Genomic DNA, 20,032 nt, shown 5'->3' with positions numbered 1-20,032 from the left:
AGGCTTGCGCCATGGCCCAGGATCCGAGCAAAACAGAAAAAGCCACAGAGAAACGGCGAAAAAAAACCAGAAACGAGGGAAATGTTCCCAAGAGTCAGGAGTTGACCAAGGTGATCGTCCTGCTCATGGGCGTCCTTACCTTGCGCGTCCTCATCGGCTTCTACCAGGGCCAGATGATGGAGATTTTCGACTGGACCTTTCGTGAAGGAATCAAAATCAAGATCGACCAGTCCACTGCCTACGCCCTGTTCGTCTGGGGCATGAAAAAACTGACGATTCTCGTCCTGCCCGTCCTTTTGGTACTCGCCTTCACGGCCTGGCTCATCCTGCGTCTTCAGGTTGGCTCACTGTGGACAACCAAGCCCATGCGGCCGAAATTCGGCAAGCTGTTCAATGTCATGGCTGGCCTCAAACGACTGTTCATCAGCCCGCAGGCATTAGTCCGTCTCGGCAAGAGCCTGCTCCAGGCCGTTGCCGTGGGCATTGCCCCATATATCGTTATCCAGCAGGAATACATGAATCTTCTGCCTCTCTTCTATTCCGATGTCCACGGCATCATCGCCTTTCTCCTCTCCATCGGCTACAAAATGGTCTGCTACGCTCTAATACCGATGCTGATCATCGCCTTGGCCGACCTCTGGTATACGCGTTGGCAGTACGAGGAAAAAATCAAGATGACCAAGGACGAAGTCAAGGATGAACGCAAACAGGCCGAGGGCGACCCTCGGGTCAAACAAAAACAGAAACAGAAAATGCTCCAGATGATGGCCAGCCGGATGTTCCAGGACATCCCCAAGGCAGACGTGGTCATCACCAACCCGACACACTACGCCGTTGCCCTGCAATACGATGCCCTGGTCGCACCAGCCCCCCTGGTCCTGGCCAAGGGAGTGAACCGCGTTGCCGAACGAATCAAGGAGGTTGCCCGGGAAAACAACATCCCACTGGAGGCCAACCCACCCTTGGCACGGGCTTTGTATAAGCAGGTGGAAATCGGGGAAACCATCCCGGAGGAGTTGTTCCAGGCCGTTGCGGCGATCCTCGCCAAGCTTGAGAAGTTCAAGCGACGCTAGGAGTTGAGGAACATGAAGGCACCTCCGGCAACCAGCCCAAGACCATCCGCGAGGTGTCAAAAACATGGCTCAGCCTTCCAGCAAATCCCTCGTTCCCAATATAGACTACGAAAGATTCGCCAAACAGGGCGACGTTCTTCTGGCAGGCGGTGTGGTGGTCATCCTCTTCGTCATGCTCATTCCCCTGCCGACGCCGTTTTTGGACTTCATGCTGACGGTAAGCATCTCGCTTGCCCTTGTGGTGCTCATCACCACCATGTTCATGACCTCTCCCCTCGAATTTTCCATCTTTCCATCGCTGTTGCTGGTCACCACCCTGCTGCGCCTCGCCCTCAACGTGGCCACCACGCGGGCCATCCTGCTCCACGGCGACGAGGGCACCGATGCCGCCGGTTCGGTCATTCAAAGTTTCGGTGAATTCGTTGTCGGCGGCAACTACGTCATCGGCATCGTGGTCTTTATGATCCTGTTCATTCTCAACAAGGTTGTCATCGTCACCGGCACCACCCGTATCGCCGAAGTGGCGGCCCGCTTCACCCTGGATGCCATGCCAGGCAAACAAATGGCAGTGGAGGCCGATCTTAACGCGGGCCTCATCGACGAGGAGGAAGCCACGAGGCGACGCGACAACATGCGCCGGGAGGCCGATTTCTACGGCGCCATGGACGGCGCGGGCAAATTCGTGTCCGGAGACGTGAAGGCCGGTCTGATGATCACTGCCATCAACATCATCGGCGGCTTTCTCATTGGCGTCCTCCAAAAGGACATGGCTTGGATGGACGCCGCACAGACGTATACGCTCCTGACCATCGGCGACGGCCTTGTGGCCACTATCCCCTCGCTTATCATCTCCACCTCCGCAGGCATCATCGTTTCCCGAGCTGCCGCCGAGGCCAAGATGGGCGAGGAATTCATCGGACAGCTTTCCTTCCATCATCGCGCCCTCAAGCTGGTGTCGGCAATACTGCTGGTCTTCGCCATTGTCCCGGGTATGCCAACCATCCCCTTCCTGACGCTGGCCAGCATCATCTACGCCGTGGCGCACCTCTCGGCCAAGCAGCAGCAGGCCCTGAACCCGGAGAAGGACGACTCCAAAAGCACCCGCGACAGCGCAACCCTGGATACGCCGGAAGAAGTGCAGATGCTCCTGCCTTTGGACCAACTCGAACTGGAGGTGGGCTACGGCCTCATCCCGCTGGTGGACGAGGAGCAAAGCGGCAATCTGCTTTCACGCATCCGGTCCATCCGCCGCCAGTTCGCCCTGGACATGGGTGTGGTCATCCCCTCGCTCCACCTGCGCGACAATCTCCAGCTCAAGCCCGGCGAATACAGGGTTGTCATCAAAGGCAACCCCGTCGCCCAGGCGGAGCTGCTCATCGACCACTACCTGGCCATGGATCCGGGCGACGCCAGGCAGCGCATCGAAGGCGTGGAGACCGTGGAGCCCGCCTTCAATCTGCCAGCGGTCTGGATACCCGAGGCCCAGAAGGAAGAGGCCATGCTGGCGGGCTACACCGTGGTCGATCCGTCCACGGTCATCGCCACCCACCTCACCGAAGTGTTCCGCCGCAACCTGCACGAATTTCTGGGACGGCAGGAAACCCAGGAACTGCTCGACAACCTGGCCAAACGGGCACCCAAGGCCGTGGAAAGCCTGGTGCCTTCCGTACTCAGCGTGGGCGGCGTCCAAAAGGTACTCCAAAGGATGGTGCAGGAGAACGTCTCCATACGCGACCTGCTGACCATCGTGGAAACCCTGGCCGACTACGGCGTCGCCACCCAGGAGCCAAGCCAATTGACAGAGTTCGTCCGGGCCAAGATGGGACGCACCATCGTCAACCCCTATCTCGGCGAGTCGGGCGTACTGCCCATCATCACCCTGAGCCCCAAGGTGGACGAGATTCTCGTCAACGCCATGCGCCCCGTCGAACAAGGCGGCTACCTCGCACTGGAACCCGGAATGGCCCAGCAGATCATCCAGGCCATCAACAGATCCACCGAGGAGGCAATGGTGGCCGACGGCCAGCCCGTGCTGCTGGTGGTCCCGCAAATTCGCAGCCATCTCGCCCAACTGTTGAATCGGTTCATTCCGACCCTGCCCATCCTGTCCCAGGCCGAGATTCCCGCCGACATCAAGATTCAATCCGCAGCAACCGTTGACCTGTAGGAACAGCACATGAGAATGAAGACCTTCCGCGCCGCCACCGCCACAGCGGCCTTCGCCATGGTCAAGGCCGAACTCGGGGCCGATGCCGTCATCCTCTCCAACAAGACCGTGACCGACAACGGCAGCAAATGCTGCGAAATCGTGGCCGCAGTGGATGCCATGCCAGCAGGGACGCCGGGCGCACCAGGCCCGGTCAAACACACTGGGCCATCCAGGACCAAGGAAGACACGGTGGAGGACGCGCTCCGCAGCGCCATCGGCTGGCAGCGCGAATGGAGCCAGATCAAGGGTCAGATCTTGGCCCTGATGAAACCCCAGATGGACCCCGCCACCCTGGCTCCCAAGCAGCGGCTGGCCATGGAATACCTCGAACGGGAAGAGGTGGATGCCAAGGTGCTTGCCAGCGTGTATTGCGAGTTGCGGGACGACCCGAAGCGCTCCATCATCACCGCCCTGGAATCCCTGGTGGAAGTCAAGCCGTTTCGCTCCCGGGACTGGCCCGGAGCCATCCACGCCTTTGCCGGACCAGGAGGGGCGGGCAAGACCTCAAGCCTCATCCGGCTGGCACTGCGCGAGAAGAGGTCCAACCCCAAAACGCGCATCTGCCTGGCCACGGCTGACGGAGGACGCGGCAAGGGACGGCTGGTGCTCAAACACTACGCAGAGCTTTCAGGCCTCGCCTTTCGCGAAATCGTGACCCGTGATGACTTCCTGCTCCTGCGCAAGGAAGCCGAACAGTTTGACATGATTCTCATTGACCTGCCGGGACTGACGGGCAATACAACCCTTGAGGACTTCACCGGACTCTACGGCCTCTCGACCTGCGGGGAATTGTCCATCCACCTGGTTCTCAACCCCTATTACAGCGCAGCCCAGTTCGAACGGTTCATGGAGAAATACAAAAGTGAACAACTCGCAAGCGTTATCTGGACGAAACTCGACGAAACCTGTACATTCGGGGCATTAGTGAACATGGCGTTCGCCAGTGGGCTGCCGATTTCAGCGCTCTCGTACGGTGCCGGCCTCAAGAACAGCATCGCTCCCGCCACCCTCGACATGATCTGGCGGATGGTGTTTATGCGCAAGCTGCCCGGCGGCGACATTCAACCCTAAGGAGAAAGATTGACGCCATGAGCACCCGTTTACCCCTGGTCCTTTCGGTCACGTCCGGCAAGGGCGGCGTTGGCAAGACCAACATGTCCGTCAATCTGGCCCACACCTTGAGCATGGCTGGCAAGAACGTCGTTCTGCTGGATGCCGACCTGGGTTTGGCCAATGTCGATGTCATTCTCGGCCTGACCCCGGAGCGCAACCTGTTCCATCTTTTTCACGAGGACATGACCCTCGACAAGATTCTGTTCGAGACGCCCTACGGATTCAGGATTCTCCCCGCCTCCTCTGGCGTGAGCGATATGGTCAACCTCGACAGGGGCCAGAAACTCGACCTGCTCGACGCCATGGACGTTCTGGAAGATGCCGTGGACTATCTCATCGTGGACACCGGCGCGGGCATCAACGACAACGTGCTGTATTTCAACCTCGCGGTGCAGGAGCGGCTGCTGGTCATCACGCCGGAGCCCACATCCCTCACCGATGCCTACGCACTGATCAAGGTACTCAAGCTCCAGCACGGAGTGGAACGCTTCCGTGTACTCGTGAACATGGTGGAGGACAAAAAAACGGCCAAGGAGGTTTACGTTAAGCTGCTCAAGGCCTGCGACCACTTTCTGGACGGCATCTCTCTGGATCTTGTGGGAATCGTGCCCTATGATCCCAACGTCCGCAATGCCGTCATCGCGCAGGTTCCCTTTTGTCACAAATTTCCCAAGAGCCCGGCCAGCGTGGCGATCCGGCAGGCCGCACAGACAATCAACGGTTGGCATGTGGAACCGAACACAGATGGCAATATCAAATTCTTCTGGAAAAAGCTGCTCTTCCAGGAACGATCCGTGGCGTGATCTGGAGCTGGGAGCCAGGGGCTGGGACGACTTCTCGCCAAGAGATCGGGAGGATATCGTCCGCCACTATGCGCCGAAGATTCGGATTCTCGCACTGCGCCTCAAGGCGAAGCTTCCGCAAAGCGTGGAGCTTTGTGAGCTGATCAGCGCCGGCAGCCTGGGGCTGCTTGACGCACTGGGCAAGTTCAACGCCAGCCGGGGCATCAAGTTCGACACCTATTCCGAAAACCGGATCAAGGGTGCCATGCTTGACGAGCTGCGCCGGATGGATTGGTTTTCCAGAGGACTGCGGCAAAAAGTCAAAGCGCTTGAGGACGCCCAACGCCAAGTGGAGCATGAGACAGGGGCTACCGCAACCATGGAGCAGCTGCAACGCATCACCGGCATGTCGGAAAAGGAAGTTCGCCACGGACTTGAGGCGCTGCACAACCAGATGTGTCTCAGCCTTGACAGCTTCCACGAAAACGTCATCGGCCGCAAGGCCATGACCGAGGACGAGCCCTTCCAGTCCACCGCATTTCAAGAAATTGTTGACAAAGTAGCCAGTCTCATTGAGGAATTGACGCCACGGGAAAAATTGGTCATATCTTTGTACTACGGTGAGGAACTGAATATGAAGGAAACCGCCGAAGTCATGGACATAACCGAGGGCCGGGTTTCCCAGCTTCACTCTCAGGCCCTCACAAAACTGAGAAAAACATTCAGATCTCGCTACGAAACTGAGTAACAGAGACGAAAGGAGCAACCCATGGCCTATGACACCAATATGCGCATCCTCGTTGTTGACGACTTCTCCACCATGCGCAAAATCATAAAGAACATCCTCCGCCAACTCGGCTTCACCAACATCGTCGAGGCCGACGACGGCTCCACCGCCTGGGAAGTGCTGAACAAGGACAACATCGACTTTATCGTCTCGGACTGGAACATGCCCACCATGTCGGGCATCGAGCTTTTGCGCAAAGTGCGCGCCAGCGAGGAATACTCTGACCTGCCCTTCCTGATGGTCACGGCCGAAGCGCAGCAGGAAAACATCATCGAGGCGGTGCAGGCCAAGGTTTCCAACTATATCGTCAAGCCGTTCACCCCCGAAACCCTGGGCCAGAAGATCGACAAAATCTTCAGTTAGCCTCTGGCTTTCGGCCTGATAGGCGAACATCATGGTCTTGCTTGTCCCGGATGACGCGGAAGACATAACTCAAGAGACGCAGCCAAAGGCGCAGCTCGACAACAGCGAGGCCAGCAAGGCGACGCAAAAGGTCGATCTTGATCTCGACGACGCACCCTTCCTTGAAGACGAGGAGGAAGAGGAAGAGGCACCTGTCGTCCATGATGAGACACCGCTCTTCGAACAATCGGAACCCAAGCGGCAGTTCGATTTCGGAGCGCTTCTCAAAAATCGGCTGTTCCTGCTCGCCCTTGGCGTCATTGCGCTTCTGGTGGCGGTCATCCTCTATTTGCTTTTGCGCGAGCCAGCCGCTCCGCCGCTGCCGCCACCGCCACCAAGAACGGCTCCCACGGCGGCCCCGGCCGAGACGGTCCAAGCCCAGGAGATACTGATCCGCCTTGATCCGTTCCTCATCGAGCAGCGGGACAGGGACAATGTCATCCGGTTCCTCGAAGTCCGCGTCATTGTCAGCACAGAGGACGAGGGGCTTGCAAAACAGTTCAAACAAGACACCTACACCGTACGAAACGCGCTTTTCTACTACCTCAAGAACAAGGACCTGCAATTTCTCTCAGACAAGAAGAACAGCGACAAACTCAAGCAGGAGCTGCTGGCGATCATTAACCAATACATGGGGTTTGGTCAGTTCGATACGATCTTCTTCGAACAATACCTTGTGAGGTGAGCCATGAGTTCGACTCCGCTGGACCTTCCGGTCCTCATATCGCAGATGCACCATGTTGCGAAAATCGCCCATGCGGAAAAAGCCGGACCGGAAATCAGAAAACAGCTCTTTGGCCCGCTCATCCACGAACACATTCGCAAAAACGAGAGCAAAGTCCAGCAGGTGGAAAAAAAGGAAGCCACTGCGCCCCTTGACCGCGATGGACACCAACAACATAAGGGCCAACAGCAGCTCGCCGAACGGGAGAACAAGGAGAAAGAGGATAAGGACGAAACCAAGCCCTCCAACACCTCCCCCTGGACCGGAAACATCATCAACGTCAAGATTTGAGCCCTGCGACACACTCGACCTTCCGACTCACCGCAACACACGAAACAGCGAGAAAGCCCGATGTCCGACCTGCTCATCATCCTGCTCACCATCAGCGAAGTCGTGCTGCTCGGCGTGGTCATCATGTTCTTTCTGCGCCTGAAGAAATCCGAGGCACTGCTCTCTGGCATTCAACTGAAGCAGGAGGAGTTCATCAAACGGCTTCAATTTAATACCCAACTTGAAAACGAGCTGGTGGCCACCTTCGAGCGACGGCAGCTGGAACTGGTCAACCTGAACAACGAGATAGAGGGCCGTGTGGCGGAGTTAAAAAAGCTGGTCAATCAGGCGGACACCTACTGCAAGTCCCCCCAATTCATGCGCGAGATCATTCTCAAGGGACATCGGGCTGGCAAAACGCCGGCACAACTCGCCAATGCCACCGGCTTGGGCCTTGAAGATGTGGAGCTGATCATCGATCAAGCTTGACCCCGACGGCATCCATCCTGCACGGAGTGGCCTTTTTCCGAGGCATAGCCTACACCCAAGCGACCTTCCGGCTCATATACAGACCCCGCTGGCAACAGCTCGCCGCCAGCCCTGGAGAAATGATGCGCGTAAGCGGCAACGGATCTGGTCCATTCGATTTTGGCGGCGGCAACGAACGCCGTTCGGACCAGTTTCGCCGGGGAAGGCGTCCGGGCCAGAAGGTTCGCGGCACCCTGGTCAAATGGGTTTCCGAGAGCATGGCCTGGGTACTCATCGACGGCCACCACCTCCTGGCCCATCTCCAGACGAGGCCGCCCGAAGGAGCGCAACTCCTTTTCCTCATCGTTCGCCTTGATCCCGACATTGTCCTCCGCGAGTTGTCGGGGGTTCCGGGCACGGGTAACCCGGTCGGCGACGGCATTGCCGCAGCCAAGTCCTTTGAGTCCGCACGAACCCTGTTCGAAAACAGACTTCGCCGACACGCAACCGACCTTGCAGACACGGCCATCCTGCACCGCCCGGCGCGATTCATCTCCCTGCTTACCGGCGACGACGCCTTGTTCGCCGCCTACACAGACGCCCTTGCCTGCGCCAACCAAATCAACAGGCTGCTGGCTCAAGAACAGGGCATGATCTCCTACCAGCCTTGGCTGACTCCCAGGTCCAGGCGGCAATTGACCCACCTTCGACGCAGCGGTCGCTCTTCAAACGGCCTGAGGGAAGTTGTAATGGAATGCGAAACCCTTGCGCTCGGCCTAGTCAGATTTGAGTTCCTCCAGAAAGGAACGAACATTGGGTATCGAGTCAAGCTCCAGCGTCCGGCAGTTGCAGCCCCCCTCAAAAACCTGCTGCGAAACATGGTGCCCGCAAGCTCAGGAGTGCGATCGCAATGCCTTGGCGTGACCAGACTTCCCGCCAACGAACACGGAGGACTGCTCGCCGCCCTGCTCTTCACCAACAGGACATGAAAAAACCCGCCCTTTTGGAGCGGGTTCAAGTGGTCGCAAAAGACTTCTGAGCGAGATCCGTGGACTGGATCAGACAGTGACGGAGACAGGCTCCAGACGACCGCTGCCGCGCACGGTCTCGCGCACCCCTTCGGGCACGGGAAGGGTCACCGGCTCAAGGTAGATGTCCCGGTTCTCGTCAAGATGACGCAGGAAAGCGTTGTTCATGGAATGTCCCGAGGCAAACACCTCGAAATGTCCGTGCAATGGGGCTCCGAGCACGGCCATGTCGCCGATGAAGTCGAGCAGCTTGTGCCGCACAAATTCGTCTTTGAAGCGCAGCCCTTCGGCATTGAGGACACCATACTCATCAAGCACGATGGCATTGTCGAGGGAACCGCCCAGGGCCAACCCGTTGGCGTGGAGATAATCCACTTCCTTGAGAAAACCAAAGGTGCGCGCCTTGGCGATCTCGGTGACAAAATTCTTCGGGTTGATTTCAAGCTCCAGCCGCTGGGAGCCAATGAGGGGATGGACAAACTCTATGGTGTAATCGACATGGAACCCTTTGTGGGGGCGAGCTTTGATATACTTGCCATTTTTCTCGAACTCTACCGTCTTCTTGACGGACAGAACGGTCCTTGGCTTGCCCAGCCTGCGCAACCCGGCCTGCTTGAGCAGATAAACAAATGAGGCGGCGCTGCCGTCCATGATGGGCAACTCCCTGCCAGTGACTTCGACAAGAATGTTGTCGATGCCCATTCCGCTGATGGCGGCGAGCAGATGCTCGACAGTGGCCACGGACTGATGTCCATCGCCCAGCACGGTGGCCAGTCCGGTTTCGACAACCAGGGACGGGGCGGGAGTCAGGAAGGTGGTGCCGGTCTCGTTGCGCAAGGAGAAGAGGACGCCGGTGTCCTCGGTAGCCGGGCGAAGGACCATCTCCACCTGCTTGCCGCTGTGAAGACCTATACCAGTACAGCGCACCGACTTGTGTATTGTGGTTTGAAGCATTGTCCCTCCGGTTGAATCAATGCCAATTAAGCAAGAACAATGCCACAGGCCTTTTTGTTATCAACATACTAAAAACAAAACCTTTTTTACTTGAGACACTTTCTAGAAAAGTGTGTCTTTCTCGCAACTATTTGTTTTTTTACCACAGGGGTTCGCGACCATGTTGTTTTTTTGCGATTATGCGCGACGCATGAAAACCACCCGATCATGGCCTGCGAGGTCTTTGGTCACAACGAAATCCTTGAATCCCGGACACTCGGACGACATTATAAATTTCACTCCCTCAGCCTGACTACAGCCGATCTCAAGGATCAGCACCCCGCCCTGCCGAAGGGCATTGCGGGCCTTGGGTAGCAGCCCCCGAACATGATCAAGCCCGTCAGGCCCGCTGATCAGCGCCTCTCTTGGCTCGTAGGCAGCGACTTCCCGACTCGCCTTGGCGTACTCCGCTTCGGTCACATACGGAGGGTTGGCGACGATGAGGTCGCAGCCATGACAAGGGACGGACTCGGTAAAGTCCCCCTGAACAAAGGCGATTCGCTGGTCCACCCCATGAGCACGGGCATTGCGACGGGCCACATCCAGGGCCGGGCCGCTCCGGTCCAGTGCAAATCCCACAGCAAGTGGATACAGCCGGGCCAAGGTCACGGCCAGGATGCCGGAGCCGGTACCCAGATCCGCAAAACGCAGGGATGCCTCGACGGGAAAATGAGCGAGAGCGGCCTCAACGAGATGCTCGGTTTCCGGCCGCGGTATGAGAACATCAGGCGTGACCGCGAAGTCGACTCCGTAAAACTCGCGGCGACCAAGTAAATAGGCCACGGGTTCGCCGGCCGCGCGTCGTTCCGTCAGATCGTGGATTTTCCCGGCCTGAACCGTGTCCAGGACCATGTCTCGCTCAAGGCTCAAGGCAAGGGGGCTCAAACCAAGCACCTCGCCCACCAGAAGCTGCGCACTGAGCAACGGCGAATCAACGTCCGCAAGCCGGGTCGCGCATTCCCGGACAATGGCCTGCACGGTAAGCCCCATGAAGTCTGGTCTAGTCGCCCTGCCGTTTCAGGGCTTCGGCCTGATAATGACTGATGAGGGCATCGGTCAGATCGTCGATCTCGCCTTCCATGATCTGCGGCAGTTTGTGAAGGGTCAGGTTGATGCGGTGATCGGACACCCTTCCCTGGGGAAAATTGTAGGTACGGATACGTTCAGACCTGTCTCCAGAGCCCACTTGGCTGCGACGGGTTGCGTCCTCTTCGGCCTTGGCCTTTTCCTGCTCCATCTGGAGCAGCCGGGAACGCAGAACCTTCAGCGCCTTGGCCTTGTTCTTGTGCTGTGACTTCTCGTCCTGACAGATGACCACCATGCCTGTGGGCACATGGGTAACGCGGATGGCCGAATCCGTAGTGTTGACCGACTGCCCTCCAGGACCGGACGAGCGGAACACATCCACACGGACATCCTCGGGACGCAACTCGACATCGACCTCCTCTGCCTCGGGCATGATGGCCACCGTGACCACCGAGGTGTGGATGCGCCCCTGGGATTCCGTAGCCGGAACCCGCTGCACCCGGTGGGTGCCGGATTCATATTTGAGCTTGCTGTAGACCTTGTCGCCCGCAATGCTGGCGATGACCTCCTTGAGCCCCCCGGATCCGGTGAAATGAGAACTCATCTCTTCCACTTTCCAGCGGTTCGCCTCGGCAAACCGGGTGTACATGCGATACAGGTCGGCCACGAACAGGGCCGCCTCATCGCCTCCGGTACCTGCCCGAATTTCAAGAATGATGTTCTTCTCGTCCATGGGGTCGCTCGGCAGCAACAGGATCTTGATCTTTTCCTCAAGGGACTCAATACGGTCCTCAAGCTCGCCGACTTCGGCCCTGGCCATCTCGCGGATTTCGGGATCGCTGTCATGCGCCATCTCCCGATTGTCGGCCAGGTCGCGACTGCACACCTTGTATTCGCGATACAGGGTAACCACCTCGGCCAGATCGGCGTGGGCCTTGGAAACCTTTCTGTATCGCTCCTGATTATTGAAAATGTCGGGCTGGGCCAGTTCCTGCTCCAGCTTCTCGTATTTTTCTTCGATCTCTTCAAGTTTGCCGAACATAATCAGCACTCCTCGGCGTTGACAGCGCAGCGCAGGGCGGCGATGGCCACCTCCAGCTGACTGTCATCCGGTTCCTTGGTCGTCAGCAATTGCAACATCATTCCGGGCCAGCACATCATCCTGCACAGGATATTTCCACTGTATTTCCCGGCAAATTTTATCATCTCATAAGCCACACAACTCACAGGAATCATGAGAAAAAGCTTCATTCCCACAATATACAAATGCTTGGCGAAAAAATGCTCCGGCGAGTAGAAAAGCAGAAGATAGGGCACCAGCACTGCATAAAGAAGAATGGAGACAACAAGCACGAACAACAAAAACGCCGTGCCGCACCTTGGATGCAACCGGCTGTGAAAGCGGGAGGAATCAGGAGAAAGGTCGCCCCCCTGCTCCCATGTCCAGATAACCTTGTGCTCTGCCCCGTGATACTGAAAAACGCGGCGAATATCCGGGATATAGGAAATAGCCAGAATGTAGCCAACGAAAATCAGCATCTTGATGACGCCGTCCCAGAGGTGGAAGCTCAAGGAATCGACATCGCCCGCAAGGCCAAGGAACTCCATGCCCACAGACAAAAAGTGCGGCAGGACCACAAAGAGGCCAAGGGCTGCCCCCAAGGCCAGAACCATGGTCAAAACCAGGTGCCAGGTGGTCAGCTCCCCCTCCTCGTCGTCATCGTCCGCGGCCTGTACTGCTGAATAGTTCAACGCCTTGATGCCATTGACCATTGTTTCCATGAGGACGGGGAATCCGCGCAAAAAAGGCTTCTTGAGCCAGGGATGCCGGATGAGCGTAAACCAGGGTCTCACCTCGGTGGTGATGGTTCCGTCAGATTTGCGGATGGCGATGGCTAGCGTGTTCTTGGCGCGCATCATCACCCCCTCAATCACAGCCTGACCGCCCACGGCCTGTGGCGCGGCCAAGGCCAGAAGTCCCAGCATATTCAATTGGCTACCCTCCGGTATTCGCTGCGAGAATGTTGAGTCGCCCCCGCATTCAGCCGGAATAGAATTAAGAATTCCCGGACGTTTGTAAAGCGAACTCGGCAAAGCAATATGCCTTCGCGGGATAGGCTCCCAACGAAGGCATATGGTCGCGGCTTTCGCCGGAAAAAGCAGCTAGTTGCCGGACGGGGCGAACTGGGCGTACTTCTTGCGGAAGCGATCAATGCGCCCGGCGGTGTCAACAAAGCGCTGCTTGCCGGTGTAGAAGGGATGGCAGTTGGAGCAGATTTCCACCTCGACTTCCTGTCCCTTGGTGGTCAGCAGCTCGGCCTCGTAGCCGCAGTGGCAGCGAAACTTTGCCTTGTGCGTAGTGGGATGAATATCTTTTTTCATGACGATCTCCTGTCATATTTGGTGCGGGAAACTCGGTCTTATACTCGGCACCGCCAGAATTGGCAAGTAAAAAAACTGTCCTGAAGGCGCTATACCCCCGACAGACGCCCCCCCGCATGCAGGACACAAAAAGGGGCGGGAGCTTGCGCTCCCGCCCAATGCGTTCAAGCTCGGCTTGTGGTTAGACGCAGCCAGTGGGCTTGGGCAGACCAGCCATCTTACAGGCACCCTTGCCGGGGCCGGACGGGAAAAGCTCGTAGATCTGCTTCAGCTTGAAGCCGGTCACTTTGGAGAGGATGCGAACCATCGGGGCAATGCCGTTCTTCTTGTAGTAGTCCTGAAGGAAGTCAATGACCTTCTGGTGATCCTCGGTGATCTCCTTGATGCCCTCGGACTCTTTCACGAAATCGACCCAAGCAGGGGTCCAGTCCTCGAACTTCTGCAGGAAACCGTCCTCATCAACCTCGAAAGTAGCGCCCTGAAATTCAACAACAGCCATTGTATCCTCCTAGTGGGATGTTTGTCATGCTGTAGCCCTGGGACTTCCCCGGGCAACCTTATCCGATTAAACAGCGATCCGCTGCTTGATACCTTGGCAATCCTCACAAAACCGTGACGGGACATTACGTCCAGAAACCACTGCTTGTCAAGCTCTCGAAGAATTTCCCTCAGGGGCTTTTCGGCTCCCTTGGAACCGCCTCCTCCGTCAGGGCTGGCGAAGTTCCTCGTAATGACAACGTGCATATTCCAGTCCGGGGTCCATCTTAAGCGCAGCTCCGAGATAGTCAAGCGCTTCCTCTGCGTTACCCATGAATTTATGACACAAGCCGAGATTGGCCAGATCGTGGGGGGATCCGCTGTCTATGGCCAGGGCCGCCTCGAAGTCCTTGGCAGCTACTTCGTAGCGTCCTCCCTTGAAATGGGCCACGCCACGCAGATTGAAGTACTCCCGGCATTCATCGTCCATGGCCAGTGCCCGGTCCAGCGAAACAAGGGCCTCATCCCAACGCTCCTGACGCGACAGCGCATAGGCCTCATAGAAAGCGCACAAAGCACGCTCCTCATTGGCAGGCTGAAGCGGGCCCGCCAAGGCGAACTGCTCGGCGGCAAAACCGGGATCGTCCATGCGCAGGGCCAGGAGCGCCTTGAAGAACGGGATGAAATAGGCCTCGGGATAGATACGTTCCATCACCTCAAGTCCCTCAAAGGCATCGTCGAAATCCGCCTCCTCGGCCAGGATGCGGCCTACGAAAAGGCCAATGCTGCCATTGGGCGTACGCTCCCGAAAATCAAAACCCGGAACAAAATTGTAGTTGGTGGTCACCTGGATGGCTTGATGCATGGTGCTGACGCTGTAAAGCGGAGTCTTCCGTTCCATCAGCCCCCTGGCCAGGACCATGAGCTCGGTGAGGATATTATCGTCCTCGACATCGGGAAGCGCATCGAACCCGACCCTCGGCCCTTGGGCAAGCCACTGCGTCTGGTCAATCCGGGTGAACTTTGGCAGCCCGGAAGCCTCGTAGACGCGGCTGGTCTCGAAATCTCCGGCCAGCTGGGCCACCTCGGTGATGGCCCGTATGGCGGCCTTGACCGGCGAGGCCGCCGTGCCCGCCGTGAAGACGATTTCGCTCAGGGCGGGAAACGTCCTGGCGTCCCAGGCCACGGCCCCCACCGTGGGAACCGGATAATCCATGCTGAAATCCTTGAGAATCAAAGTGACCCCGTTGTGTTCGAAACACTCCACAAGCCGAGTCAGTACCGGATCGTCCGAGGATTTCGGGTCGATGGTCGGCAGGACGGGCCGACGACGATCAATCAGGGCGCAGACATGCCGCTCCACCAACTCGCACACTCCCTGGAAAATGGACTCCTCATAGGTGTTTCCGGCGGAAGAGCCATTGAACTCGTTAAGCTTCTTGAACCAATCAAGAGGAACATAGCGAAACTCTCCACTGGCCACGTCAAGGGCGGCGTGAAACCGCCAGCGGTTGAGATCCATGAGCCGCCGCGCATCGACCTCGGAGATGCTCTCGTTCACCGAAGCGGCCACCAGGGAGATGTCCATGACCTGACCGGGCCATTTTTCCTCGGCCTCGGTCCATGTCAGGCGAGTGAAATTGGACTCGTCGGCCCAGAAATGAAAATAGGAATACCGCTCCACCAATTCCATGAGGGCCGAAGCCTCTGCCTGCTCGGCCGAGGCACCTTTGCCCATCTGCTTGCGGGTGGGCATCAGGCGTCTGGCCTCCGGGCCACACACGCCCACAAAAACCGGAATGCCGAGCCTTCCGGTATCCACCCGTTCGGTCCGGTCAAGCACCCCCTGACAGGCCTCGGCCAGACGTGCGGTCACGCGCCTGACAGTTTCCTCAGGAGAACATGCCTTGTCCTGGTCCGAGGTATATGCCTTGGGGCAATCCTCAAGCCGCATCACGACGTTTTCCTCTTGAGTCTGTATAGATTGACGGTCCGTTCCGTGCCGGTGTCCTTCTCCGTGTACTTGGAGTCAGTGCGGGCCATGGCGTAGACCTCGGCAGCACTGGTAAAGAACTTCCGCGCTTGCCGCTTTTCGTCCATGGCCAGAAAAATCTCGGCCTGACCGCCAAAGTCCAGATGACCATCAAGAAAGGCAAGCAGGGGCTCGAAGACAGCCTCGTCGTAAAGCACCTCGCAGCACACGATACAGTCATACCGCTCGCCGTGGTCAGGAACGGTGAAATCCAACCGGGAAGTGGTGGCATGCTTTTCAAGCTTGTTCTTGAGAACATTGATGCGGCTGAAAAGCAGCGCATCGGGATCATTGTCGCTGATGGTCACCGACAAACCTCGACTGGCCAGGGCCAGGCTGTTTACCGCACTTCCCGCGCCAATCTCCAGAATCCGACAGCCTTGGGTGAACGGATACCGCGAAAGCATGTAGCCAAGCACCAGACTCGACGGCCAGACCTTGGCCCACAATGGCAGGGATACCCCCTTGCCCCCCCTGGCCTTGTTGGCAAGGGTTTCAATGTACCGCTGCATGTCCTTGACCTGCAACACTTCCAGGGCAATGTCGCCCAGGGTCACCTTGCGAAACTCCACCTGCCCGAATTTGCGCACCGCCAGTTCGATGAGCCGGTCCATGGGCTGATCGAGATCATATTCCGTCATGCCAACGTCATCCTTGCCGACCAAACGGCCAAAATTTTCTTAATGTTCTATTTTATTAATTTTTTCAAGTGTCCAAAGGCCGTTCCCCGCGTCTTCGACCCGAGAGAACTCCCAAGCGGTGCGCACCGTATAGGGTTGCTCTCCCGAGATTCCCTTGCGCAACTGGGCGTCATAAAAAACGGTGACCCAGGTTCTCCCTCCTTCACTCCTACGCTCCACCAGCCGGGCGTCCACCAACATGACCTCGGTGCGGGCCAGAGCCGCGTCAGCAGGGAGCGCGGCCAAAGCCTGCTCATACACATCGTCGGAGAGAAACCCGCGCAGTTCATCAAGTTCACGACTGCTTGAGACCTGTTGGAACCGGGAGAAAAACAGCTTGGCTCCCTCCAGGAATTCAGCGGGATCGAATCCAACCGCCACCTGGCTGTCGCCGCCCGCGGCGGGGCCGGGCTGGGCAGCATCGCCCGAACCGAGCATGCTCCACATCTGCCGCGCAGCTTCATGCCGATCCATGGGCCTGCCCGAAGGTCTCTGAGAGTCGTCGCGTGAGGCTGGATCATCATAGCCGGAGCCACGATCAGGCCCGGAGCCGCCTCCGCCCTTTCGCCGAAAGGCGCGAACGAGAAAATAGGCAATCAGCCCAAGAAAAAGAATGTTGAGGACGCTTGCGCCGCCGCCTTGGGGCGGCTCAGCGGCCAGAGCCGGGGATGCCCACAACAGTAGCGCCAGAACGGAAAGGCAGGCCCCTCCGACCCTGAGAGCGCCGGAACCAGGCAATGATTGGTTTTGATTTATTGCTGTCATTTGATAAGTCGATGCTGACCGCGCACCCGTCTACTCGATGAGTCCCAGGTCGCGCAGGATTGCGTGGAGAGATTCCACCTCGATGGGCTTTGGCAGGTATGCCGCAGCGCCGCCCTTGTAGTACGCCCTGACCACTGTTTTGGGATCGTTGAGGGCCGTCACCATGATCACCTTGGTTTCTCCGGGGGGCAGGATTCCCTTCCGTTGCTCAATGGAACGGATTTCCTTGAGGGCCTGATGCCCGTCCATGTTGGGCATCATGATATCCATGCAGACGAGATCGTAAGGCTCGCCGCGATCAAGAGCACGACGAAACATGTCCACACACTCAAGCCCGTCCCGGGCCGTGTCGCACTCGCCGAAATCGGCCAGCAGGGCCCACAGGAGCTTGCGGCTGGTGAACTCGTCCTCGACAATCAAAACTCGCATCATCCCTCCGGCTGCGTCCGACCTCAAGCATTGGTCCGGGAACGCAGAATGTTCTTATAGACACTAACCTGGGCAAGCACAAGCAACGAGTGAAAATGCCGGACCACGGCCCAAATCCCTTGCCACGAAACCGTTTGCCAAGTACTAAAAAGCCCTGCGGCGGCCAATGGCGTAATCCATGCCCCCCGCAGACAGACGCCAACCCCGGAGCCCTCTTCATGCGCATCCCAGATTTTTTGATCTCCCAGTCGGGCTTTTTCGACTTCCTCGACCACCCCATGTGGCTGGCATGGCCATTCAATGCGGGCTACGGTGAGCATATCCTGCCCGCCATCGCGCGTATGGGCTTCATCGTCCTTATTTTCGCGGTCATCATCATCTTTCTTCGCGTCCTCTTCGGCCCCAAGGGCCGCTTCAGGGACCACGAGATGGACCGCGAGGCCAGGGAGCAGACCGCCGCCGAACGCGCCGCTCTGGAAGAACGCCTTGCCCGTGGCGAGATCACCGAATTCGAATACAAGATCCTTATGAAAGGGCTCAAAGACTGACCATGCTGTTCGGGCCTCATGTGGCGGTCCTACGCAGCTTCGCCGAATCCCACCTGACGGGCGGGCCGGATGACGCCCTCATCCTTCTCAAGCTTGAGCACTCCCTGCGCGTCTTTGACAACGCCGGACATATCCTTGATGCCGAAGGCGTGAAGGGACGCATGGCTGATCTGGCCCGTCTGGCCGCCCTGTACCACGACATGGGGCGCTTTCCCCAGTACGCCCGGTATCGGACCTTCAATGACCGCGATTCCGCCAACCATGCCCGCCTGGGCGTACTGGCCCTGCGAGGGATGGAGATGCCGCCCGGCCTCTCCGGGCATGACTGGCGCATAGTCCGCTTTGCCGTGGCCCAGCACAACGCCAAGAGCCTTAACCCCGCCCTTCCTGCCAGGCTTGAGCTTCCGGTCACTGTGGTGCGTGATGCAGACAAGCTCGACATCATCCGCATTCTTCTCGACCACTTCGAGGGTAACGGCGAGCCCAGCCAAGCGGTCATCCACCGCCTTGACGACGCCCCGGATCTCTACTCCGAGGAGATATACGACGCCATCATTAATGGCCGAACCGGCGACTACCGCCACATGCGATACGCCAACGATTTCAAGCTGCTCCTGATGGGCTGGCTGGACGGTCTGCGTTATCGCTCCTCTCTGGACATGGCACTGGAGCGCAACTACCCCGCCCGGCTCCTGGCCCAGCTCCCGAACGATGCACGAATCCGACGGCTGGGCGATGCCGCCCTCTCCAGAATCAGCTCCTGCGCCTGAGCCCGGCGCATCGGTGAGCAACCTGCCGTCACATTGCAATGGTCGTTTTTCTCATCGTCGGACTGTACATCCAGCAAGGAATGATTATCATCAGAGCCAGTCACCTTTACGACCGCCACGGAGGCTCTCATGACAGATAGAAAAACTTACGACGTGGTCATCCTGGGCTCTGGCCCGGCCGGCTTGCAGGCAGGGATCCACGCCTCCCGTAAAAACGCCAGCACCCTGATGCTCGGCCGCATGGACAATAGCAGCCTGTATTGGGCGCATATTGAAAATTTCTGCTGCCAGCTCGCGGTTTCGGGCGAAGACGTGCTGAACACCGGCCGGGAACAGGTGGAATCCTTTGGCGGGATCTTCCGCGATGAGGATGTGCTGGCCATTGAACCCGAGGGCACGCTGTTTTCCGTCCACCTTGAATCGGGCGAGACCATCCTGGCCAAATCAGTGGTTCTGGCCACCGGCTCCAGCCGCAACAAGCTGGGGGTGCCTGGAGAAAAGGAACTGCTGGGCAAGGGAGTAAGCTACTGCGTGGACTGCGACGCTGGTTTTTTCCGCGACCAGATAGTGGCCGTAGCCGGTAATCGCAGCGCTGCCGCGGGCGGAGCCGTGGCCCTGACACGCTTTGCCAGCGAAGTCCACCTCTACTGCGACACCCTGGATGTGGCAGACGGTCTGCGCAAACAGCTGGTCGAAACAGGCGTGACCGTCCACCAGGGTGTGAAAATCAAGGAGATCAGGGGCAAGACGGGCGTGGAGTCCGTGGTCCTTGACGACGACACCGTCAGGGAAGTCTCCGGGGTATTCATCGAGCTGGGCGCCAAAGGCGTCCTGGAGCTGACGGCCACCCTCGGAGTGGCCCTCGACGAATCCATGAAATACATTGAAACGGACAAGAAACAACACACCAATATTCATGGAATTTTCGCAGCAGGCGATATCTGCGGCCCGCCTCTTCAGATGGCCAAGGCCGTGGGCGAAGGCTGCGTGGCGGGCATCGAGGCGGCCAACCACGCTCGCAAGCTCAAGAACGAAGGCTGAGGTTGCCGCGCCGGAAGGTTGACGGGAATCATC

The 20,032-nt window shown here is 58.1% G+C and carries 23 protein-coding genes; 13 read left to right on the top strand and 10 right to left on the bottom strand.

The annotated features are described in order from the left end of the window. The first annotated feature begins 11 nt into the window (after positions 1-11). From flhB to GKC30_RS05365, 10 genes are all read left to right on the top strand, one after another. Positions 12-1,073: a flagellar biosynthesis protein FlhB gene (flhB, locus tag GKC30_RS05410; protein WP_155932806.1), complete on the top strand. Its 1,062-nt coding sequence runs from the start codon at positions 12-14 to the stop codon at positions 1,071-1,073. Positions 1,074-1,137: 64 nt separating this feature from the next. Next, on the top strand, positions 1,138-3,240 hold the full coding sequence (flhA, locus tag GKC30_RS05405; RefSeq protein ID WP_155932804.1) for a flagellar biosynthesis protein FlhA: 2,103 nt from the start codon (positions 1,138-1,140) through the stop codon (positions 3,238-3,240). Positions 3,241-3,249: 9 nt separating this feature from the next. After that, positions 3,250-4,353 carry a flagellar biosynthesis protein FlhF gene (locus GKC30_RS05400; RefSeq protein WP_155932802.1) on the top strand — a complete coding sequence of 368 codons (1,104 nt, stop codon included), beginning with the start codon at positions 3,250-3,252 and terminating at the stop codon, positions 4,351-4,353. A 17-nt stretch (positions 4,354-4,370) separates the two neighbouring features. Further along, positions 4,371-5,198, top strand: coding sequence for a MinD/ParA family protein (locus tag GKC30_RS05395; RefSeq protein ID WP_155932801.1), 828 nt, complete (start codon positions 4,371-4,373; stop codon positions 5,196-5,198). Continuing rightward, positions 5,140-5,925, top strand: a complete 786-nt coding sequence (locus GKC30_RS05390; protein ID WP_155932800.1) for a FliA/WhiG family RNA polymerase sigma factor — start codon at positions 5,140-5,142, stop codon at positions 5,923-5,925. The genes GKC30_RS05395 and GKC30_RS05390 overlap by 59 nt, the downstream gene beginning before the upstream one ends. Positions 5,926-5,946: 21 nt before the next feature. Next, complete coding sequence (locus tag GKC30_RS05385) at positions 5,947-6,327, top strand: chemotaxis response regulator CheY (RefSeq protein WP_155932799.1); 381 nt, start codon at positions 5,947-5,949, stop codon at positions 6,325-6,327. A gap of 31 nt (positions 6,328-6,358) precedes the next feature. Beyond that, positions 6,359-7,051 (top strand): flagellar basal body-associated FliL family protein, encoded by a 693-nt coding sequence (locus GKC30_RS05380; protein WP_155932798.1) that lies wholly within the window; start codon positions 6,359-6,361, stop codon positions 7,049-7,051. Between the two features lie 3 nt (positions 7,052-7,054). Further along, on the top strand, positions 7,055-7,381 hold the full coding sequence (locus tag GKC30_RS05375) for a hypothetical protein (RefSeq protein WP_155932797.1): 327 nt from the start codon (positions 7,055-7,057) through the stop codon (positions 7,379-7,381). Positions 7,382-7,441: 60 nt separating this feature from the next. After that, positions 7,442-7,849, top strand: coding sequence for a hypothetical protein (locus tag GKC30_RS05370; RefSeq protein ID WP_155932796.1), 408 nt, complete (start codon positions 7,442-7,444; stop codon positions 7,847-7,849). Positions 7,850-7,875: 26 nt separating this feature from the next. After that, the gene (locus tag GKC30_RS05365; RefSeq protein ID WP_196772818.1) at positions 7,876-8,817 is read left to right on the top strand and encodes a hypothetical protein; all 942 of its coding nucleotides are present in this window, start codon (positions 7,876-7,878) and stop codon (positions 8,815-8,817) included. A 69-nt stretch (positions 8,818-8,886) separates the two neighbouring features. Here the strand turns inward: GKC30_RS05365 and lpxC are convergent, their stop codons facing one another. From lpxC to GKC30_RS05315, 10 genes are all read right to left on the bottom strand, one after another. Then, a complete protein-coding gene (lpxC, locus tag GKC30_RS05360; protein ID WP_155932794.1) occupies positions 8,887-9,810 on the bottom strand; it encodes a UDP-3-O-acyl-N-acetylglucosamine deacetylase in 924 nt (307 codons plus the stop codon). Between the two features lie 177 nt (positions 9,811-9,987). Further along, the gene (gene prmC, locus GKC30_RS05355) at positions 9,988-10,839 is read right to left on the bottom strand and encodes a peptide chain release factor N(5)-glutamine methyltransferase (protein WP_155932793.1); all 852 of its coding nucleotides are present in this window, start codon (positions 10,837-10,839) and stop codon (positions 9,988-9,990) included. A 10-nt stretch (positions 10,840-10,849) separates the two neighbouring features. Next, positions 10,850-11,917 (bottom strand): peptide chain release factor 1, encoded by a 1,068-nt coding sequence (gene prfA / locus GKC30_RS05350; RefSeq protein WP_155932792.1) that lies wholly within the window; start codon positions 11,915-11,917, stop codon positions 10,850-10,852. A gap of 2 nt (positions 11,918-11,919) precedes the next feature. Continuing rightward, positions 11,920-12,861: a DUF1385 domain-containing protein gene (locus GKC30_RS05345; RefSeq protein WP_155932791.1), complete on the bottom strand. Its 942-nt coding sequence runs from the start codon at positions 12,859-12,861 to the stop codon at positions 11,920-11,922. 177 nt (positions 12,862-13,038) lie between these two features. Continuing rightward, the gene (gene rpmE, locus GKC30_RS05340) at positions 13,039-13,257 is read right to left on the bottom strand and encodes a 50S ribosomal protein L31 (protein WP_155932790.1); all 219 of its coding nucleotides are present in this window, start codon (positions 13,255-13,257) and stop codon (positions 13,039-13,041) included. 181 nt (positions 13,258-13,438) lie between these two features. Next, complete coding sequence (locus GKC30_RS05335) at positions 13,439-13,756, bottom strand: TusE/DsrC/DsvC family sulfur relay protein (protein WP_155932789.1); 318 nt, start codon at positions 13,754-13,756, stop codon at positions 13,439-13,441. A gap of 207 nt (positions 13,757-13,963) precedes the next feature. Continuing rightward, positions 13,964-15,691 carry a YcaO-like family protein gene (locus GKC30_RS05330; RefSeq protein ID WP_367613989.1) on the bottom strand — a complete coding sequence of 576 codons (1,728 nt, stop codon included), beginning with the start codon at positions 15,689-15,691 and terminating at the stop codon, positions 13,964-13,966. Next, positions 15,688-16,407, bottom strand: a complete 720-nt coding sequence (locus GKC30_RS05325) for a class I SAM-dependent methyltransferase (protein ID WP_155932788.1) — start codon at positions 16,405-16,407, stop codon at positions 15,688-15,690. The genes GKC30_RS05330 and GKC30_RS05325 overlap by 4 nt, the downstream gene beginning before the upstream one ends. Before the next feature lie 39 nt (positions 16,408-16,446). Continuing rightward, on the bottom strand, positions 16,447-16,920 hold the full coding sequence (locus GKC30_RS14880; RefSeq protein ID WP_196772817.1) for a TIM44-like domain-containing protein: 474 nt from the start codon (positions 16,918-16,920) through the stop codon (positions 16,447-16,449). A gap of 321 nt (positions 16,921-17,241) precedes the next feature. Beyond that, a complete protein-coding gene (locus GKC30_RS05315) occupies positions 17,242-17,640 on the bottom strand; it encodes a response regulator (protein ID WP_155932785.1) in 399 nt (132 codons plus the stop codon). Positions 17,641-17,858: 218 nt separating this feature from the next. Between GKC30_RS05315 and GKC30_RS05310 the strand changes: the two genes are divergently transcribed. From GKC30_RS05310 to GKC30_RS05300, 3 genes are all read left to right on the top strand, one after another. Further along, on the top strand, positions 17,859-18,188 hold the full coding sequence (locus GKC30_RS05310) for an SHOCT domain-containing protein (protein WP_155932783.1): 330 nt from the start codon (positions 17,859-17,861) through the stop codon (positions 18,186-18,188). Between the two features lie 2 nt (positions 18,189-18,190). After that, positions 18,191-18,958, top strand: coding sequence for an HD domain-containing protein (locus GKC30_RS05305; RefSeq protein ID WP_155932781.1), 768 nt, complete (start codon positions 18,191-18,193; stop codon positions 18,956-18,958). 129 nt (positions 18,959-19,087) lie between these two features. Further along, positions 19,088-19,999 (top strand): NAD(P)/FAD-dependent oxidoreductase, encoded by a 912-nt coding sequence (locus GKC30_RS05300; protein WP_155932779.1) that lies wholly within the window; start codon positions 19,088-19,090, stop codon positions 19,997-19,999. Positions 20,000-20,032 lie beyond the last annotated feature (33 nt).

The organism is Pseudodesulfovibrio alkaliphilus (assembly GCF_009729555.1).
GTDB lineage: Bacteria > Desulfobacterota > Desulfovibrionia > Desulfovibrionales > Desulfovibrionaceae > Pseudodesulfovibrio > Pseudodesulfovibrio alkaliphilus.
This window is presented reverse-complemented; position numbering and strand designations above follow the sequence as displayed.

What these genes read in the sequence shown, in the direction of transcription:
- prmC (WP_155932793.1), bottom strand. Translation starts at nt 10,839, where the DNA reads ATGGGGCTTACCGTGCAGGCCATTGTCCGGGAATGCGCGACCCGGCTT.
- GKC30_RS05305 (WP_155932781.1), top strand. Translation starts at nt 18,191, where the DNA reads ATGCTGTTCGGGCCTCATGTGGCGGTCCTACGCAGCTTCGCCGAATCC.
- GKC30_RS05395 (WP_155932801.1), top strand. Translation starts at nt 4,371, where the DNA reads ATGAGCACCCGTTTACCCCTGGTCCTTTCGGTCACGTCCGGCAAGGGC.
- GKC30_RS05300 (WP_155932779.1), top strand. Translation starts at nt 19,088, where the DNA reads ATGACAGATAGAAAAACTTACGACGTGGTCATCCTGGGCTCTGGCCCG.
- GKC30_RS05400 (WP_155932802.1), top strand. Translation starts at nt 3,250, where the DNA reads ATGAGAATGAAGACCTTCCGCGCCGCCACCGCCACAGCGGCCTTCGCC.
- GKC30_RS05390 (WP_155932800.1), top strand. Translation starts at nt 5,140, where the DNA reads ATGGCAATATCAAATTCTTCTGGAAAAAGCTGCTCTTCCAGGAACGAT.
- prfA (WP_155932792.1), bottom strand. Translation starts at nt 11,917, where the DNA reads ATGTTCGGCAAACTTGAAGAGATCGAAGAAAAATACGAGAAGCTGGAG.
- GKC30_RS05345 (WP_155932791.1), bottom strand. Translation starts at nt 12,861, where the DNA reads ATGCTGGGACTTCTGGCCTTGGCCGCGCCACAGGCCGTGGGCGGTCAG.
- GKC30_RS14880 (WP_196772817.1), bottom strand. Translation starts at nt 16,920, where the DNA reads ATGGATCGGCATGAAGCTGCGCGGCAGATGTGGAGCATGCTCGGTTCG.
- GKC30_RS05385 (WP_155932799.1), top strand. Translation starts at nt 5,947, where the DNA reads ATGGCCTATGACACCAATATGCGCATCCTCGTTGTTGACGACTTCTCC.
- lpxC (WP_155932794.1), bottom strand. Translation starts at nt 9,810, where the DNA reads ATGCTTCAAACCACAATACACAAGTCGGTGCGCTGTACTGGTATAGGT.
- GKC30_RS05380 (WP_155932798.1), top strand. Translation starts at nt 6,359, where the DNA reads ATGGTCTTGCTTGTCCCGGATGACGCGGAAGACATAACTCAAGAGACG.
- GKC30_RS05370 (WP_155932796.1), top strand. Translation starts at nt 7,442, where the DNA reads ATGTCCGACCTGCTCATCATCCTGCTCACCATCAGCGAAGTCGTGCTG.
- GKC30_RS05325 (WP_155932788.1), bottom strand. Translation starts at nt 16,407, where the DNA reads ATGACGGAATATGATCTCGATCAGCCCATGGACCGGCTCATCGAACTG.
- GKC30_RS05310 (WP_155932783.1), top strand. Translation starts at nt 17,859, where the DNA reads ATGCGCATCCCAGATTTTTTGATCTCCCAGTCGGGCTTTTTCGACTTC.
- flhA (WP_155932804.1), top strand. Translation starts at nt 1,138, where the DNA reads ATGGCTCAGCCTTCCAGCAAATCCCTCGTTCCCAATATAGACTACGAA.
- GKC30_RS05375 (WP_155932797.1), top strand. Translation starts at nt 7,055, where the DNA reads ATGAGTTCGACTCCGCTGGACCTTCCGGTCCTCATATCGCAGATGCAC.
- rpmE (WP_155932790.1), bottom strand. Translation starts at nt 13,257, where the DNA reads ATGAAAAAAGATATTCATCCCACTACGCACAAGGCAAAGTTTCGCTGC.
- GKC30_RS05335 (WP_155932789.1), bottom strand. Translation starts at nt 13,756, where the DNA reads ATGGCTGTTGTTGAATTTCAGGGCGCTACTTTCGAGGTTGATGAGGAC.
- flhB (WP_155932806.1), top strand. Translation starts at nt 12, where the DNA reads ATGGCCCAGGATCCGAGCAAAACAGAAAAAGCCACAGAGAAACGGCGA.
- GKC30_RS05315 (WP_155932785.1), bottom strand. Translation starts at nt 17,640, where the DNA reads ATGCGAGTTTTGATTGTCGAGGACGAGTTCACCAGCCGCAAGCTCCTG.